This is a genomic window from Streptomyces sp. NBC_01198, assembly GCF_036010485.1.
GTDB lineage: Bacteria > Actinomycetota > Actinomycetes > Streptomycetales > Streptomycetaceae > Actinacidiphila.
In genome coordinates, this window is the sequence record NZ_CP108568.1 from 2,421,069 (window position 1) to 2,437,357 (window position 16,289).

The 16,289-nt window shown below is 71.1% G+C and carries 16 protein-coding genes; 4 read left to right on the plus strand and 12 right to left on the minus strand.

The genetic code is table 11. The features are described 5' to 3' along the window. Positions 1-82: 82 nt before the first annotated feature. From OG702_RS10710 to OG702_RS10720, 3 genes are all read right to left on the minus strand, one after another. On the minus strand, positions 83-394 hold the full coding sequence (locus OG702_RS10710) for a GlsB/YeaQ/YmgE family stress response membrane protein (RefSeq protein ID WP_327288623.1): 312 nt from the start codon (positions 392-394) through the stop codon (positions 83-85). A gap of 117 nt (positions 395-511) precedes the next feature. Then, the gene (locus tag OG702_RS10715; RefSeq protein ID WP_327288624.1) at positions 512-1,537 is read right to left on the minus strand and encodes an ATP-dependent 6-phosphofructokinase; all 1,026 of its coding nucleotides are present in this window, start codon (positions 1,535-1,537) and stop codon (positions 512-514) included. Positions 1,538-1,568: 31 nt separating this feature from the next. Then, positions 1,569-2,567: a 2-hydroxyacid dehydrogenase gene (locus OG702_RS10720; protein WP_327288625.1), complete on the minus strand. Its 999-nt coding sequence runs from the start codon at positions 2,565-2,567 to the stop codon at positions 1,569-1,571. A gap of 195 nt (positions 2,568-2,762) precedes the next feature. Between OG702_RS10720 and pta the strand changes: the two genes are divergently transcribed. The 3 genes from pta (at position 2,763) to pyk (ending at position 7,486) form a co-directional block, all read left to right on the plus strand. After that, entirely contained in the window at positions 2,763-4,847 is a 2,085-nt protein-coding gene (gene pta, locus OG702_RS10725; RefSeq protein ID WP_327288626.1) for a phosphate acetyltransferase, read from the plus strand. Further along, a complete protein-coding gene (locus OG702_RS10730; protein ID WP_327288627.1) occupies positions 4,844-6,001 on the plus strand; it encodes an acetate/propionate family kinase in 1,158 nt (385 codons plus the stop codon). Before pta ends, OG702_RS10730 begins: the two co-directional genes overlap by 4 nt. Positions 6,002-6,067: 66 nt before the next feature. Further along, positions 6,068-7,486 (plus strand): pyruvate kinase, encoded by a 1,419-nt coding sequence (gene pyk, locus OG702_RS10735; protein WP_327288628.1) that lies wholly within the window; start codon positions 6,068-6,070, stop codon positions 7,484-7,486. 60 nt (positions 7,487-7,546) lie between these two features. Here the strand turns inward: pyk and OG702_RS10740 are convergent, their stop codons facing one another. The 4 genes from OG702_RS10740 to OG702_RS10755 form a co-directional block, all read right to left on the minus strand. Next, positions 7,547-8,857: a hydrogenase expression protein HypF gene (locus tag OG702_RS10740; RefSeq protein ID WP_327288629.1), complete on the minus strand. Its 1,311-nt coding sequence runs from the start codon at positions 8,855-8,857 to the stop codon at positions 7,547-7,549. Beyond that, entirely contained in the window at positions 8,847-9,449 is a 603-nt protein-coding gene (locus tag OG702_RS10745) for a DUF6114 domain-containing protein (RefSeq protein ID WP_327288630.1), read from the minus strand. Before OG702_RS10745 ends, OG702_RS10740 begins: the two co-directional genes overlap by 11 nt. A gap of 97 nt (positions 9,450-9,546) precedes the next feature. Continuing rightward, complete coding sequence (locus OG702_RS10750) at positions 9,547-10,173, minus strand: DUF6230 family protein (protein ID WP_327288632.1); 627 nt, start codon at positions 10,171-10,173, stop codon at positions 9,547-9,549. A gap of 652 nt (positions 10,174-10,825) precedes the next feature. Next, a complete protein-coding gene (locus OG702_RS10755; RefSeq protein WP_327288633.1) occupies positions 10,826-11,803 on the minus strand; it encodes a tetratricopeptide repeat protein in 978 nt (325 codons plus the stop codon). Between the two features lie 279 nt (positions 11,804-12,082). On the opposite strand from OG702_RS10755, the gene OG702_RS10760 reads away from it, so the two are divergent. After that, positions 12,083-12,715 (plus strand): TetR/AcrR family transcriptional regulator, encoded by a 633-nt coding sequence (locus tag OG702_RS10760; RefSeq protein ID WP_327288634.1) that lies wholly within the window; start codon positions 12,083-12,085, stop codon positions 12,713-12,715. On the opposite strand, the gene OG702_RS10765 is transcribed toward OG702_RS10760, so the two are convergent. The 5 genes from OG702_RS10765 to OG702_RS10785 all read right to left on the minus strand — a co-directional run bounded on the left by OG702_RS10765 (position 12,703) and on the right by OG702_RS10785 (position 16,270). Then, positions 12,703-12,930 carry a hypothetical protein gene (locus tag OG702_RS10765; RefSeq protein WP_327288635.1) on the minus strand — a complete coding sequence of 76 codons (228 nt, stop codon included), beginning with the start codon at positions 12,928-12,930 and terminating at the stop codon, positions 12,703-12,705. The genes OG702_RS10760 and OG702_RS10765 overlap by 13 nt on opposite strands. 104 nt (positions 12,931-13,034) lie before the next feature. Further along, positions 13,035-14,735 (minus strand): acyl-CoA mutase large subunit family protein, encoded by a 1,701-nt coding sequence (locus tag OG702_RS10770; protein WP_327288636.1) that lies wholly within the window; start codon positions 14,733-14,735, stop codon positions 13,035-13,037. A 70-nt stretch (positions 14,736-14,805) separates the two neighbouring features. Beyond that, positions 14,806-15,147 carry a DUF3817 domain-containing protein gene (locus OG702_RS10775; RefSeq protein WP_327288637.1) on the minus strand — a complete coding sequence of 114 codons (342 nt, stop codon included), beginning with the start codon at positions 15,145-15,147 and terminating at the stop codon, positions 14,806-14,808. Between the two features lie 53 nt (positions 15,148-15,200). Next, positions 15,201-15,710, minus strand: a complete 510-nt coding sequence (locus OG702_RS10780; RefSeq protein WP_327288638.1) for a MarR family winged helix-turn-helix transcriptional regulator — start codon at positions 15,708-15,710, stop codon at positions 15,201-15,203. 77 nt (positions 15,711-15,787) lie between these two features. Beyond that, complete coding sequence (locus tag OG702_RS10785; RefSeq protein WP_327288639.1) at positions 15,788-16,270, minus strand: MarR family winged helix-turn-helix transcriptional regulator; 483 nt, start codon at positions 16,268-16,270, stop codon at positions 15,788-15,790. Positions 16,271-16,289 lie beyond the last annotated feature (19 nt).

Below are 16,289 nucleotides of genomic sequence, written 5' to 3' on the forward strand. Positions count from 1 at the left end.
GCGCAAGAGCCCGCCCCGGGAACCTCGGTGAGGAGGTCCCCGGGGCGGGCGGCAGCTGAGCGGACGGGCCGGCCTGGGTGGGTCAGCGGCGGGAACGACGGGACCGGGAGCGGGAGCGCGACCGGGACGGCGCCCGGGAGTCGCCGAAGAAGACGCGGTAGGCGATCAGCAGGACCAGCGAGCCGGCGATGGCCGCCAACCAGGTCTTGCCGTCGTAGAAGTGGTGCGGAATCGGCTTGTCGAGCAGCTTGGCCGACAGCCAGCCGCCGAGCAGTGCGCCGATGAAGCCGATGACCGCGGTGCCGAACACGCCGCCGGGGTCACGCCCCGGCAGGATGACCTTGGCTACGGCGCCGGCGACAAGTCCCAGTACGATCCATCCGATGATGCCCATGCCGGGCGTCTTCCCCTGACCTGTCGTGACATGCGTGGACGGCAGCGGGTACCGGCGGGGCCCTCCGGTGCGGGGACCAGGCCGGCGAGCCGGGGACGGTGCCCCGCCCGTGCCGGGCTAGAAGACCGACTCGGCCTCCTCCATCCGGTCGTCGGGGACCGTCTTGAGGTAGGTGACGGCGTCGGCCAGCGGGACCATGTCGACGCGGGTGCCGTGCAGGGCGGTCATGTGGCCGAAGGCGCCCTTGTGGGCTGCCTCGACGGCGTGCCAGCCGAAGCGGGTGGCCAGCACGCGGTCGTAGGCGGTGGGGACGCCGCCGCGCTGGACGTGGCCGAGGATGACCGGGCGGGCCTCCTTGCCGAGGCGGCGTTCCAGCTCGCGGGCCAGGGTGGTGCCGATGCCGTTGAAGCGCTCGTGGCCGAACTTGTCGATCTCGCCGACGCCGTAGTCCATCGTGTCCTTGGCCGGGTGGGCGCCCTCGGCGACGCAGATGACGGCGAACTTCTTGCCGCGGGAGAAGCGTTCGGTGACCATGCCGACCAGGTCGGCCGGGTCGAAGGGGCGTTCCGGCACGCAGATGCCGTGGGCGCCGCCCGCCATGCCGGCCTCCAGCGCGATCCAGCCCGCGTGCCGGCCCATCACCTCGACGACCATGACCCGCTGGTGGGACTCCGCGGTGGTCTTCAGGCGGTCGATCGCCTCGGTCGCCACCGTGACCGCGGTGTCGAAGCCGAAGGTGCGGTCGGTGCCGTTGATGTCGTTGTCGATCGTCTTGGGCACCCCGACCACCGGCATGCCGGCGTCGGACAGCATCCGGGCGGCGGTCAGCGTGCCCTCGCCGCCGATCGGGATGAGGACGTCGATGCCGTAGCGCGAGCAGAGGTCGTCGGCGTTGTCCGCCGCCTCGCGCAGCCGGTCGCGCTGCAGCCGGGCCGAGCCGAGGACGGTGCCGCCGCGGGCCAGGATGCCGCTGACGGAGTTGAGGTCGAGCGGGCGGAAGCGGCCTTCGAGCAGGCCGACGAATCCGTCCTCGAAGCCGATGACCTCGTCCGTGTGCCCGGTCAGGGCGCGGTGCACGACCGACCGGATGACGGCGTTGAGGCCGGGGCAGTCGCCGCCGGCGGTGAGGACTCCGATACGCATGAGCGGGTGTCTCCAGGAAGCGGGAAGTGGGTCACGGGCTGCGCGGGATCAGCGTGCTGTCGGTGATCCGGCCGGCCACGTAGTCGTTCACATTGCGCAGCGTCGCCGCCACGATCTCCTCGACGGCGTCCACCGTGTAGTAGGCCTGGTGCGAGCTGATCAGCACGTTGGTGAAGGTCAGCAGCCTGGCCAGGACGTCGTCGGTCATGATCTCCAGCGACTTGTCGTAGAAGAAGACCCCCGCCTCCTCCTCGTACACGTCCAGGCCCACTCCGCCGAGCCGTCCTTCACGGAGCGTCTCGACCAGGGCGGTGGAGTCGATCAGGGCGCCGCGGCTGGTGTTGACGAGGATCGCCTCGTCCTTCATCTCGCCCAGCCGCCTGCTGCCGACCAGATGGTGGGTGGACGGCATCAGCGGCAGGTGCAGGGTGAGCAGGTCCGCCTCGCGGAAGAGCCTGTCCAGCTCGACATACTGCATGCCGAGCTCCTCGCACTCCGGGTTCGGCGTGATGTCCCAGCCGAGCAGCCGCATGCCGAAGCCGCGGGCGATCGCGGTGAAGGCGGTGCCGATCCGGCCGGTGCCGACGACGCCGGCGGTGCGGCCGTGGAAGTCCTCGCCGAGCAGGCCGTCGAGGCGGAAGTCGAAGTCGCGGGTACGGCTCGCGGCCCGGACGATCTTGCGGTTCAGGGCGAGCGCCAGGGTCCAGGCGAATTCGGCGACCGCGTACGGTGAGTAGGCGGCGACCCGGGCGACGGTCATGCCGAGCCGTTCTGCGTGGGCCAGGTCGATGTTGTTGTACCCGGTGGAGCGCTGGGCGATCAGCCGGGTGCCGCCCCGTACCAGCGCCTCCAGGACGGGTGCGTCCAGGACGCTGTTGACGCTGGTGGAGACCGCCTCGTAGCCGGCGGCCAGCGGCAGGGTGTCGGCGGTGAGGGTGGTTTCGAGGCAGCGGATGTCGTGCCGCCCGGCGAACGCGGCCTCCAGCAGGGGCCGCTCGTCGCGCTGCACTCCGGTGGCCAGGACGTCCATCGCACGGCCCTCCTCGCTCGTTCCCCCTCACCCTACGTGCACTGTGCGGCGATCCCCGGCAGCCCGCACCCGGGCGGCGCGCTACGGCCGCGGCGCCCCGGCGTGCCGGGCGGGGGACTCGGCGGGCGTGGCGCGGGCGGGCACGTTAGCGTCATGAGGTACATCGCGCAGGGGCTGAGGGATCGGAGTCATGGGGTGACGCGCAGCGTCTATGTCACGGGGATCGGCCGCGGCGACGGCCGGCAGGTGGTCGAGCTGGGGGTGATGGAGCTGTTGACCCGGCAGGTGGACCGGGTCGGCATCTACCGGCCGCTGGTGCACGACACCCCCGACCGTATCTTCGAGCTGCTGCACAGCCGCTACCGGCTGGTCCAGGACCCGGCGACGGTGTTCGGCATGGGCTACGAGGAGGCCGCCGCGCTGCAGGCCGAGCAGGGTCAGGAGGCGTTGACGGCCCGGCTGGTCGAGGGCTATCTGCGGGTCGCGGAGGACTACGAGACCGTGCTGATCCTCGGCTCGGACTTCGCCGGCACCAACCTGCCGGCCGAGCTGGGGGTCAACGCCCGGCTGGCCAACGAGTGCGGCGCCTCGGTGCTGCCGGTGATAGGCGGCCGGGCGCAGAGCGCCGAGTCAGTGGTCGCCGAGGTGCGCAACGCCCACCACGCCTACACCAACCTGGGCTGCGACGTGATCGCGATGGTCGCCAACCGGGTGGACCCGGCCGAGGTCGCGGAGGCCGCGGAGCGGCTCGCCCGCACGCCCGACGTCCCGGTCTACGTGCTGCCGGACGAGCCCGCGCTGGCCGCGCCGACGGTCGCGCAGATCGCCGAGACGCTGGGCGCGCAGGTGCTGCTCGGCGACGACGCCGGACTGTCCAGGGACGCGCTGGACTTCGTCCTGGGCGGGGCGATGCTGCCGACCTTCCTGCCGAACCTGACCCCGGGATGCATGGTGATCACGCCAGGCGACCGGGCCGATCTGATCGTCGGCGCGCTGGCCGCGCACTCGGCGGGCTCACCGCCGATCGCCGGGGTGCTGCTGACGCTGGACGAGAAGCCGGGCCAGGACATCCTGACGCTGGCGAACCGGCTGGCCCCCGGCACCCCGGTGCTCGCGGTCGCCACCGACTCCTTCACCACCTCCACCCGGCTGTTCACCCTGGACGGAAAGCTGGGCGCGGGCACCCCGCGCAAGGCGGAGACCGCGCTCGGGCTGTTCGAGACCCATGTCGACACCGCCGAGCTGACCGAGCGGCTGTCGGTGGCCCGCTCCTCCCGGGTCACCCCGATGATGTTCGAGCACGCGCTGCTGGAGCGGGCGCGGGCCGACAAGCGGCGGATCGTCCTGCCGGAGGGCACCGAGGAGCGCATCCTGCGGGCCACCGAGGTGCTGCTGCGCCGGGGCGTGTGCGAGCTCACACTGCTGGGCGAGGAGGACGCGGTACGCAAGAAGGCCGGCGACCTCGGCATCACGCTGGACGACCCGGGCCTGCAGGTGGTCGACCCGCAGACCTCGCCGCTTCGGGAACGGTTCGCCGAGCGGTACGCGGAGCTGCGGGCGCACCGCGGGGTCAGTTACGAGCTGGCCTACGACATGGTGGCCGACGTCTCCTACTTCGGCACGCTGATGGTCCAGGAGGGGCTGGCCGACGGCATGGTGTCGGGCGCCGTGCACTCCACGGCGGCGACCATCCGGCCGGCCTTCGAGATCATCAAGACCCGGCCGGGGGCGGCCATCGTCTCGTCGGTCTTCTTCATGTGCCTGGCCGACAAGGTGCTGGTCTACGGTGACTGCGCCGTCAACCCCGACCCGGACGCCGAGCAGCTGGCCGACATCGCGATCCAGGCGGCGGCCACCGCGTCCCGCTTCAACGTCGAGCCGCGGATCGCGATGCTGTCGTACTCCACCGGCACCTCCGGCAGCGGCGCCGACGTGGACAAGGTGCGGGCGGCCACCGAGCTGGTCCGGCGGCAGCGCCCCGAACTGCTGGTGGAGGGCCCGATCCAGTACGACGCCGCCGTGGCGCCGTCGGTCGCGGCCACCAAGATGCCCGGCTCAGCGGTCGCCGGGCAGGCGACGGTGCTGATCTTCCCGGACCTGAACACCGGCAACAACACCTACAAGGCCGTCCAGCGCTCGGCCGGCGCGGTCGCGGTCGGCCCGGTGCTGCAGGGCCTGCGCAAGCCGGTGAACGACCTGTCGCGGGGCGCCCTGGTCCAGGACATCGTCACGACGGTCGCGATCACCGCGATCCAGGCACAGCAGGGGGACGCGGAATGAGCGGCGCGACACGGGTGCTGGTGCTGAACTCCGGCTCGTCGTCGGTGAAGTACCAGCTGATCGACATGGCGGACGGGCAGCGGCTGGCCGCCGGGGTGGTGGAGCGGATCGGCGAGCCCGGCGGGGTCGCCGACCACGCGCGGGCGCTGCGCCAGGCGGCGGTGGACCTCAAGGCCCGCGGTCTGGGCCTGGACTCCCCCGAGCTGGCCGCGGTCGGCCACCGGGTGGTGCACGGCGGCACCCGCTTCACCGCGCCGACGCTGATCACCGACGAGGTGCTGGCCGGCATCGAGGACCTGGTGCCGCTGGCGCCGCTGCACAACCCGGCGAACATCACCGGGATCAAGGTCGCCCGCGAGCTGCGGCCCGACCTGCCACAGGTCGCGGTCTTCGACACCGCCTTCCACGCCACCCTCCCCGAGGCCGCGGCCCGCTACGCCATCGACCTGGCCACCGCCGACCGCTACGGCATCCGCCGCTACGGCTTCCACGGCACCTCGCACGCCTACGTCTCACGAGCCACGGCGGCGCTGCTCGGCAAGGAGCCGACCGAGGTCAACGTGATCGTGCTGCACCTGGGCAACGGCGCCTCGGCCTCCGCGGTGCGCGGCGGGGTGTGCGTGGACACCTCGATGGGCCTGACCCCGCTGGAGGGCCTGGTGATGGGCACCCGCTCGGGCGACCTGGACCCGGCGGTGGTCCTCCACCTGGAGCGGGTGGCCGGTATGAGCACCGACGAGGTCGACACCCTGCTGAACAAGAAGTCCGGGCTGCTCGGCCTGTGCGGTGACAACGACATGCGGGAGATCGGCCGCCGGATGGCCGCGGGCGACAGCGCCGCCCAGCTGGCCTTCGACGTGTACGTGCACCGGATCCGCCGCTACGTCGGGGCCTTCACGGCGGTGCTCGGCCGGGTCGACGCGATCACCTTCACCGCGGGTGTCGGCGAGAATTCGGCTGCCGTTCGCGAAGCGGCTTTGTCGGGTCTTAACAATCTGGGTGTCACCATGGATCCGCTGCGCAACGCCGTGCGCGGCACGGCGCCCCGCCTGGTGTCGGCCGACTCGTCGCGGATCGCCGTGGCCGTCGTCCCCACCGACGAGGAGCTGGAGATCGCCCGTGAGACGTACGCACTGGCGGAACAGGATGGCTGACCGTCCCGCGGCCGCGCGAACCCCCAGGAATATTCCGCAGCGGAACAAACCGATAGGATAGCGCCCATGCGCCGAGCCAAGATCGTCTGTACCCTGGGTCCCGCCGTTGACTCCTACGACCAGTTGAAGACACTGGTGGAGGCCGGCATGAACGTGGCCCGACTGAATTTCAGCCACGGCAGCCACGCCGAGCACGAGGACCGCTACCAGCGGGTGCGCAAGGTGGCCGAGGAGACCGGCAGGGCCGTCGGCGTACTCGCCGACCTGCAGGGTCCCAAGATCCGTCTGGGCAAGTTCGCCGACGGCCCGGTGGAGCTCGTCGCGGGTGACGAGTTCACCATCACCACCGAGGACGTCGCCGGTGACAAGACCGTCTGCGGGACGACGTACAAGGGCCTGCCCGGTGACGTCTCCCAGGGCGACCCGATCCTGATCAACGACGGCAACGTGGCGCTGCGCGTCATAGAGGTCGACGGCGCCCGGGTGCGGTCGCTGGTGGTCGAGGGCGGCGTCATCTCCGACCACAAGGGCATCAACCTGCCGGGCGCCTCGGTGAACGTGCCCGCGCTGTCCGACAAGGACATCGACGACCTGCGGTTCGCGCTGCGGATGGGCGTCGACATGGTGGCGCTGTCCTTCGTGCGCGACGCCAAGGACGTCCGCGACGTGCACCGGGTGATGGACGAGGAGGGCCGCCGGGTCCCCGTCATCGCCAAGGTGGAGAAGCCGCAGGCGGTCAACAACATGGAGGACGTCGTCATGGCGTTCGACGCCGTGATGGTGGCCCGCGGCGACCTGGCGGTGGAGTACCCGCTGGAGCAGGTGCCGGTGGTGCAGAAGCGGCTGGTGGAGCTCTGCCGCCGCAACGCCAAGCCGGTGATCGTGGCGACCCAGATGATGGAGTCGATGATCACCAACTCCCGGCCCACCCGAGCCGAGGCCTCCGACGTGGCCAACGCGATCCTGGACGGCGCCGACGCGGTGATGCTCTCCGCGGAGTCCTCGGTCGGCAAGTATCCGGTCGAGACCGTCAAGACGATGGCCCGTATCGTCGAGGCGGCCGAGGAGGAGCTGCTGTGCCGCGGCCTGCAGCCGCTGGCCCCCGGCAAGAAGCCCCGCACGCAGGGCGGCGCCGTCGCCCGCGCCGCGGCCGAGCTGGCCGACTTCCTGGACGCCAAGACGCTGGTCGCCTTCACCAAGTCCGGTGACACCGCCCGCCGGCTGGCCCGCTACCGGGTGCCCGAGCCGGTGGTCGCCTTCACCACCGACCCGGCGACCCGCAACCAGCTCGCGCTGACCTGGGGCGTCGAGGCCTTCGTCGTCGAGCACGTGGACACCACCGACGACATGGTCAAGATCGTCGACCGCGAGATGCTCAAGCTCTCCGACTACACAGACGGCGACACGGTCATCATCACCGCCGGCTCCCCTCCCGGCCTCCCGGGCACGACCAACCTGGTCCGGGTCCACCACCTGGGCGGCTGACGCAAGCGGAGAACGCCCGCCCCGGGGCTGTTCGGGGCGGGCGCGCGGTGTGGCCGCGGGTCAGGAGGACTGGCCGGGCAGCACCTTCATGCCGGGGACGGTGAGGTCGCCGCCGAACTGGCCGGCCTGGATGACCGTGACGTCGGTGAAGAAGAGCACCGGGACGGTGATCGGCGGCGGGAACTTCGGCGTGAAGGTGATCGGCACCGCGCCCAGCAGATTGCCGCTCAGCGACTCGGTGTACATCGTCACCGTGCCGTTGCGGATCGTGGACGTGGAGCCGGAACGGGCCGTCACGTGGGTCTTGGAGCCGCCCGGGCCGTCCACGATCTGGTGCAGGTCGCCGATGTCCACGCCGGTGGCCTTGAACTTCAGGACGTCCTTGACGTGGCCGTTGTGCGTCTTGACCTGCACGATGCCGTCGTATTCAAGGCCGTAGAGGGTGAGCAGCGAGCTCTTGAGCGTCCACGGCTCGTCCGGCAGCAGCGGTATGCCCTGCTCCGTCTCGGCGTCGGCCAGCGCCTTCGCGTCGGTGGTCGGGCAGGGGTAGCCCTGCTCGCCGGACGCGGGCTCGGTGGCGGTGTCCTTGGCCGTCTTCACGGTCTTGTGGACGCCGTCCGCGGCCTTCTTGGTCGTCTTCTTGACGACGTTCTTCGCCGTGTCCGTGACGCCCTTGGCGGTGTCCTTGACCGTCTTGCCCGCGCTGTCCGCCGTGGACTTCACCGGGTCGGCGGGCTTCGGGGTGCTGGTGGTCGGGTCGGGCGTGGGCGCCTTGGTGGTCGGCGTCGGGGCGGGCGTCGAGGAGCCGGACGAGCCGCCCACGCCCAGCAGGCCGCCGAGTACGTCGCCGAGGCCCAGCGGGTCCAGCGGGTTGGTGGCCCTGGTGGAGCTCGGCGCCGGGCTCGGGTCGGCACTCGGCTGCGTCCGGGGCTGGGACTCGGGCTGCGCCTTGACGGCCGGCTTGCCGGTGTCGGCCGGGGGGGACGACGCCGCCGGCTTGTGCGCGGCCGAAGAGCTGGTGGACTTCGACGACGCGCTGGGGCTGGTCGTCGGATCGGGCTTCGGCCTGGCCGCCGTCCTGCCCGGCTCACCGGTCTTGGCCTTGTCCGTCGAGGAGGGCGGTGGAGTGTCCGACTGCGTCACGCAAGGACCCGGTTTGAACGGGCTCTTGGGCAGCTCGTCCGCCTGCGCCAGGTGCGGGGTGAAGCCCATGCCCATCAGCACCGCGGTCGGCATGGCGGCCAGCGCCACCGCCTTGCCCGCGGGCATGTGCAGCTTGGTCAGCAGGGACTTGCGCGGGGCCGCGTGCCGCGGCCCGGTCGCCCTGCTCTCCACGTCGCTCCCGGCCGGCTGAGCCTCGTCACCCAGCACGGTGCCTCCCGTTCTCCTCGGTGGTCTCTTCGTCGGCCCGCGCACCGGCGTGCACCGGCTCGGGCTGCGTGAACGGGTCCGCGGGCAGCGCGGGCGCGGGCACGGTGGGGGCGGGTGCGTCGGGGTCCGCCGCGTCGCTCTCGGGGTGCGGGTCGCCGTCGGGCAGCTCCGCCTTCTCACCCGGTTCGTCGGACACCGGGGTGCCGGGCGCCCAGGAGACACTCAGCGCCCCGCCGAACAGGGCCAGCACGAAGCCGATGACGAGGCCGCCGAAGTTGGCCACCGGGAGCGACACCAGGCCGAGCAGGATGGTGGCGACACCGGCGAAGACGCGTACCGCGGACTGGAACCACATGGTCAGTCCCAGCACGACCAGCAGCACGCCGATGATCAGAGCGCCGGCTCCCGCGGTGGTGGCCATCCGGATGGTCAGCTGACCGAACGTCACGTTGTTGTACGGCAGGTACCCGATCGGGAAGCCGGCCAGGATGGTCAGCAGCCCCGCCCAGAACGGACGCTGCCACCGCCAGTGCCGGAACGCGATACGGCCGCGGCTCAGGTGGGCACTCAGCCCTGTCGACTCGGCGCTCATGGAAAACAGCTCCCTGGAACTGGCGGTACAGAAGAAGTGGTCGGTGCCTGGGCGAGCCGCGCCCCGCGCGGCTCGCCCAAAGCCACTCAGACCGTGCCTAGTAGCACTCGACATCCTTGCCGGAGCCCATGTGCAGGCGCAGGCTCAGGCCAGAGAGCTTGAAGGTGCCCGCACTGGTGCCCCATGCGGTCTGGCGCACGTCGGTCAGGTACGCGCGGTCGGCTTCCTGGGCGAACGAACCCGGGTCCGTGGTCTTCTTGTTGTCGATCCCCGGTCCCTTGGTCGAGGAACCGGCGGCGACGCCGATGTTGATGCCGTAGAACGTCGCGTTGGCGTCGAGCTGGTCGAGGTCGATGTAAAGATTGGTCGCCTTGACCTTGTGGTTCTTGTCGTTGCCGGCCTTCAGCTTGAGCGTCACGTCGCCGATCGGCGTCGGGATCACCACCGACTGGCACAGGCCCGTGATGGTGGCGTCGGTGAACGCCGACACCGCGACGGGCACCGGACCCTTGCCACTGGGCACGTCCAGCGCGCCGTACTGCTCGAACCCGTGACCATCGAGGGTTTTCGCGGTGACCTTGAACTGCTGGCCCGACACGCTGAACGACGCGGCAAGCGCGCCCTGAGCCAGCGCCACGCCTATCGCGGCGGTGGCAGCAACGCTCGGCACCATGACGACGGCGAACCGCCGCCATCTGGTACCGCCACGAAGATGCGATTCCATGTTTCCTCCTTCTCGGACGTACATCTCCGGCCGGGAGTTCGGGTCCTGGCCTGGGATGGGAGAAGTGCTACGTCCTCGGGAAGGAGAGCGCCGCGTCGGGCGAGGCCGTCCCTCCGGAAGGGAGCCCCGTGCGGGATTCCCTGCGGAGTCCGGACGGCGGCGTCCGAGACGTCGGCGATCACCCCCGAGCGACAACCACTGGCCACGCTCTCGCGCAACCTGCTGGACAGGCTCCATCCGGTTCCATCCGCTGGACGGAGACCCCCCTGTCCCGGAGGCGCGGCGGTTGCCGCGCACTCCCGCTCGGCGGGGACCCGTTGGCCGTGGCGCCGACTGGCTGCCGGGCAATGGCTACGGACCGAGCTTGGCCGATCGTGGTCCATTCCCGGCCGACGCACAAGGGGCTCATTACTAGCGAGTAACGGATGCGTGTCGCAGGCGAGATCGCCACGCGGAGTGATCTCACACCGCGTAGTGGAATCGGGGGTGGTGAAGTCCGGCAAATATGACCATCGACCGGCAAATCGGGGCCGAGGTCTTACCGATGGTTACGGCGACCGCTCATTGTCACGGTTTGATAAAGAGCGGTCGCCGTATCGCTAAATCCCCGCGCGTCCAGCCGGTGCGCGAAGCCGGCGCCGGCCGGCCGGGATCAGAACAGCACCCTGGCCAGCGCCGTGCGCGCGCTGATCACCCGGGGGTCGTCGGGGCCGATGACCTCGAACAGTTCGAGCAGCCGCACCCGTACGGTGTCGCGCTCGTCACCGAACGTCCGGCGGACGGCGTCCACCAGCCGGGCGAACGCGTCCTCCACGTGACCGCCCACCAGATCCAGGTCGGCCGCGGTCAGTTGCGCCTGCACGTCGGCCGGCGCGTCGGCCGCGGCGCTGCGGGCCGCCTGCGGGTCGACACCCTGGACCCGGTCGAGCAGTTCGGCCTGCGCGAGACCCAGCTTGGCCTCGGCGTTCGCCGGCTCGTCGGCCAGCACGTTGCGGTACGCGCGGATGGCACCGCTCAGGTCGCCGGCGTCCAGCGCGTCGTGCGCGGCGGTCAGAGCCAGCTCCTGCGGGGTGGCCGGGCGCGGCGGGGCGGGCTCCTGGACATCCGCGGGAACCGCGGTACCGGGGTCGACCTCGTCGCCGACGATGCCGAAGCGCTCCTCCGCGACCGCGATCAGCTGGTCGAGGACCTCGGTGACCTGGTCCTCCGGCGCCAGGCCCTGGAAGAGCGGCATCGCCTGCCCGGCGAGCACCGCGAAGACCGCGGGCACGCCCTGCACGCCGAACTGCTGGAAGAGCAGCTGGTTGGCGTACACCTCGGCGGTGGCGAGCACGAACCGGCCGCGGTACTCACCGGCGAGCCGTTCCAGTACCGCGTTGAGCTGCTTGCTCTGCTCGGCCTGGTCGGCCCAGAAGCTGATGACGACCGGGACCTCGGCGGAGCGCTGCAGGACATCGCTCTCGAAGGTCGCCTCGGTCACCTCGATGACGAGCGGGGAAGCGGTGGTGGCGTCGGCGCCGGCGTCCTGCCGCTGCGCCCTGGCCTGCTCGGCCTTCACCTTGGCCTCACCGGCCGCCTTCACCGCGGCGAGGTCGACCACGCCGCTCATGGACATGTTCCGTGGCTGCATGGAGCAATCCTCCCCCCTCCCGGACCCGAACGTGCACAGACCCGGGATCAGGACCGGCTTCCCCGCCGGTTTGCGGGGCGCCGACCACCCGGTCGTGTCATGCTGCGGCGTTGCCGCGGTGGTACGGATCCCCATCCGCACCGGTGTGGTCGTCGCTGGGTGCCGCGTCACGTTTCGCTACGACCCGTAGCGTAACTGGGCGGGGATCTTCGCCGCGGCGCCGTCCGCTGTGATACCGCTCACTCGTCACGCTGATTACCGGCCGGTATGGTCCGCCCTATGTGCCCCGTCCCGATCACCAAACGCACCGGACGCCCGCGAAGTGCCGAGGCGGACCGGGCGATCCTGGCGGCCACCAGGACCGCGCTGGCTGAGCAGGGCTGGGGCAGGCTCACCCTGGGCGATGTCGCGGCCCGCGCGGGAGTGGCCAAGACCACCCTCTACCGGCGCTGGGCGGGCAAGAACGAGCTGGTGGTCGACGCGGTGGCCGCGCTGTTCGAGGAGCAGCTCGAACTGCCCGACCTCGGCAGCCTGCAGGCCGACATCCAGGGCGTGGTGCTGCGCTTCGCGGAACTGCTCAACCGCCCGGAGACCAGGACCGCGCTGATGGCGGTGATCGCCGAGGCCGCGCACGACGACGCGCTGCGGCTGCGGATCCGCGAGGCGATCGTGGACCGGCAGAGGCATCTGGTGGTGCTCGGCAGGGAGCGGGCGCAGCAGCGCGGCGAGATCCCGGCGGAGGACAGCGCCGGGGGGCCGGCGCGGGACAACCTGATCTTCGACGTGGTCGCCGGCGCGGTGGTGCACCGGGTGATGGTCAGCTCGGAGCCGGTCGACGAGGAGTGGGCGGGCCGGCTCGCCGTGCTCCTCGTCGTCGGTCTCGCCGGCCTGCACACCGCTCAGGACCGGTGAACGGCACCACAGGTCCGCTGGTGAGCAGCCGCCTCCCCTCCGGCCACACCTACCGGCTCGGCCACCCCCGCCACGAAGTGGTCGAACTCCCCCGCCATGACGCCCTTGACGAACGCCTCCCATTTCGCCGCGGTGGTCACCGCCACCACGTCCGGCTGCTCTGTCTCCCTGATGTAGACCATCCCGTCGTCGCCGACGGTCGCTTCGAGCGCCACACACGTCCTTTCCTGGAGAGCGGGTCGGTCGGCGACGAATCTACCGAGCGACGGCAGCGCCAGGTCAGCGCCGGACGGGGCGGACGGAGGGACGCGGAGGGCGCTCAGAAGCGGGCGGGTTCGGTATACGTGCCCCATTCCTCGCGCAGCGCGTCGCAGATCTCACCGAGGGTGGCCTCGGCCCGTACCGCGTCCAGCATCGGCGCGATCATGTTGCCGCCGGAGCGGGCGGCGGCCAGCATCGCGTCCAGCCCGGCGCGTACCGCCGCCTCGTCCCTGGCCGCGCGGCGGGCGGCCAGCACCTGCACCTGGTCGCGCTCGACCTCGTGGCCGACCCGCAGGATCTCCAGGTCGCCGGTGACGGAACCGAGGTGGCAGTTGACGCCGACGACCCGCTTGTCGCCCTTCTCCAGCGAGCGCTGGTACTGGAAGGCGGACTCGGCGATCTCCCCGGTGAAGTAGCCGTCCTCGATGCCGCGCAGGATGCCGGAGGTGATCGGGCCGACCGGGTGCCGGCCGCTGGGGACGGCGCGGTCCCCCAGCTCCCTGATCCGGTCGAAGATCTGCTCCGCGTCCCGCTCGATCCGGTCGGTCAGCGCCTCGACGTACCAGGAGCCGCCGAGCGGGTCGGCGACGTTGGCCACGCCGGTCTCCTCCATCAGCACCTGCTGGGTGCGCAGCGCGATCTCGGCGGCCTGCTCGCTGGGCAGCGCCAGGGTCTCGTCCAGCGCGTTGGTGTGCAGCGAGTTCGTCCCGCCGAGCACCGCGGACAGCGCCTCCACCGCGGTGCGCACCACGTTGTTGTACGGCTGCTGGGCGGTCAGCGAGACCCCGGCGGTCTGGGTGTGGAAGCGCAGCCACTGCGCCTTGTCCGAGGTGGCGCCGTAGACGTCCCGCATCCACCGCGCCCAGATCCGGCGGGCGGCGCGGAATTTGGCGATCTCCTCGAAGAAGTCCAGGTGCGCGTCGAAGAAGAAGGACAGGCCGGGCGCGAAGGCGTTCACGTCCAGGCCGCGGCTCAGCCCCAGCTCCACGTAGCCGAAGCCGTCGGCGAGGGTGTAGGCCAGCTCCTGCGCTGCCGTCGCGCCCGCCTCGCGGATGTGGTAGCCGGAGACCGACAGCGGTTTGTACGCCGGGATGGACCTGGCGCAGTGCTCCATCAGGTCGCCGATCAGCCGCAGGTGCGGGCCGGGCTCGAAGAGCCACTCCTTCTGGGCGATGTACTCCTTGAAGATGTCGGTCTGCAGGGTGCCGTTGAGCACCGCGGGGTCGATGCCCTGCCGCTCGGCGGCGACCAGATACATGCAGAAGACCGGGACGGCGGGTCCCGAGATGGTCATGGAGGTGGTGACGTCGCCCAGCGGGATGTCCCGGAAGAGCACCTCCATGTCGGCGGCCGAGTCGATGGCGACCCCGCAGTGGCCGACCTCGCCGAGCGAGCGCGGGTCGTCGGAGTCGCGGCCCATCAAGGTGGGCATGTCGAAGGCCACGGACAGCCCGCCGCCGCCGTTGGCCAGGATGGTGCGGTAGCGCTCGTTGGTCTGCTCGGCGTTGCCGAACCCGGCGAACTGCCGGATCGTCCACGTCCTGCCGCGGTAGCCCGTCGCGTGCAGCCCGCGGGTGAAGGGGTACTCCCCCGGCCAGCCGATCCGCTCGAAGCCGGGCACGTCGGTGCCCGGCGGTGGTCCGTACACCGGCTCGACCGGGTCCCCGGACAGCGTGCTGAAGTCGGCCTCCCGCCGGCGGGCTGCGTCGTACCGTGCCTGCCAGCGCTGGCGGCCTGTCTCGATCCCGGAAGCGTCCATACCTCGAATTTACTAGGACGTCCAAGTAAATGTCGATGCGGCACGGCCCACCATCAGGGTGAGCCGTGACTCAGACCTTGACCGGCTCGGCCGTCTCCGGCTCGACGATCCTGGGCGTGAGCTCCCGGGTGACCCGGCGCTCCACGAAGAAGGCGGCGGTCGGGATGGTGCCCGCGAGCAGCACCCACACGATGCGGCCCAGCGGCCACTTCGCCTTGTAGCACACCTCGAAGGCGCAGATCAGATACACCGGGTACAGCCAGCCGTGGGCGGTGCCGACGTAGAGGACGAGGTCGTCGGCCCCGCCGATGTCCAGCAGGTACTTGCCGATGACCCCGAGGGTGAGCACGACCAGCAGGACGGCCGTCACGTAGGCCATCACGCGGTAGCGGGTCAGCACGCTTCGTTTCATGCGAAGCAGCCTAACCGGTACGTTTCAGGCCCCCGTTTCCGCCCCCTCCGGGGCTACTCCCCGTCGAAATCCCCTGCCGCTATCCGCAGCGGGCGCAGCAGCGCGAAGATCTCGCCGCACTCCTCGGAGTCGTAGACGCCCAGGCCGAAGTCCATCGCCATCAGGTCCCGGGTGGCGGACTCGACGATCTCGCGGCCCTTGCCGGTGATCGAGGCCAGGGTGCCGCGGCCGTCGTTGGGGTTGGGGCGCTTGTCGACCAGGCCGGCCGCGACCAGCCGGTCGACGGTGTTGGTGACCGAGGTCGGGTGCACCATCAGGCGTTCGCCGATCTTGGACATCGGCAGCTCGCCGGCCTTGGAGAAGGTGAGCAGCACCAGCGCCTCGTAGCGGGCGAAGGTCAGCCCGTACGGCTTGACCACCGCGTCCACCTGGCCGAGCAGGATCTGCTGGGCGCGCATGATCGACGTGATCGCACCCATCGACGGCACGCCGCCCCAGCGGCGCTCCCACAGCTCGTCGGCGCGGGCGATCGGGTCGAAGGGCAGGCTCAGCGGCTTTGACACGGCCCCGAGCGTACCCGGACCGGCGGTGCCCGCTGCCGCGGAGGGTGAGCGTCACCCGGGGCGCGGGCGGCGCCCGCTCAGCGGGAGCGGGCCTCACGCAGGTGCGCGGCCACCGGCGTGAGTGCCTGGTGGTAGGAGGCCAGCGCGTCGCCCGGGATCAGGTCGATGAAGTGCTCGCGCACCGAGGCGACATGGCGCGGCGCGACCTGCCGCATCGTCTCCCAGCCCTGCTCGGTGAGCACCGCGTACAGCCCGCGCCGGTCGGACTCGCAGTTCTCCCGCCGGACGAATCCGGCGGCCTCCATGCGGGTGATCTGGTGCGAGAGCCGGCTCTTGGACTGCAGCGTCGCCCGCGCCAGGTCGCTCATCCGCATCCGCCGCTCGTCGGCCTCCGAGAGGTTGACGAGGATCTCGTAGTCGTTGTTGGTCAGCCCGAAAGGCTGAAGGTCGCGCTCCAGCTGGTACATCAGCAGCCGGCTGACATCGAGGTGGATGCGCCAGGCGCGCTGCTCGTCCTCGGTGAGCCAGGTGGCGGCGCTGTCCGCGGTCTCGGTTGTCATACCGGGAATTCTACCGTCC

Excerpts from the sequence above, each read along its gene's own strand:
- OG702_RS10720 (WP_327288625.1), bottom strand. The coding sequence starts at position 2,567 with ATGGACGTCCTGGCCACCGGAGTGCAGCGCGACGAGCGGCCCCTGCTG.
- pyk (WP_327288628.1), top strand. The coding sequence starts at position 6,068 with ATGCGCCGAGCCAAGATCGTCTGTACCCTGGGTCCCGCCGTTGACTCC.
- OG702_RS10760 (WP_327288634.1), top strand. The coding sequence starts at position 12,083 with ATGTGCCCCGTCCCGATCACCAAACGCACCGGACGCCCGCGAAGTGCC.
- OG702_RS10770 (WP_327288636.1), bottom strand. The coding sequence starts at position 14,735 with ATGGACGCTTCCGGGATCGAGACAGGCCGCCAGCGCTGGCAGGCACGG.
- OG702_RS10715 (WP_327288624.1), bottom strand. The coding sequence starts at position 1,537 with ATGCGTATCGGAGTCCTCACCGCCGGCGGCGACTGCCCCGGCCTCAAC.
- OG702_RS10775 (WP_327288637.1), bottom strand. The coding sequence starts at position 15,147 with ATGAAACGAAGCGTGCTGACCCGCTACCGCGTGATGGCCTACGTGACG.
- OG702_RS10710 (WP_327288623.1), bottom strand. The coding sequence starts at position 394 with ATGGGCATCATCGGATGGATCGTACTGGGACTTGTCGCCGGCGCCGTA.
- OG702_RS10730 (WP_327288627.1), top strand. The coding sequence starts at position 4,844 with ATGAGCGGCGCGACACGGGTGCTGGTGCTGAACTCCGGCTCGTCGTCG.
- OG702_RS10755 (WP_327288633.1), bottom strand. The coding sequence starts at position 11,803 with ATGCAGCCACGGAACATGTCCATGAGCGGCGTGGTCGACCTCGCCGCG.
- OG702_RS10745 (WP_327288630.1), bottom strand. The coding sequence starts at position 9,449 with ATGAGCGCCGAGTCGACAGGGCTGAGTGCCCACCTGAGCCGCGGCCGT.
- OG702_RS10750 (WP_327288632.1), bottom strand. The coding sequence starts at position 10,173 with ATGGAATCGCATCTTCGTGGCGGTACCAGATGGCGGCGGTTCGCCGTC.
- OG702_RS10785 (WP_327288639.1), bottom strand. The coding sequence starts at position 16,270 with ATGACAACCGAGACCGCGGACAGCGCCGCCACCTGGCTCACCGAGGAC.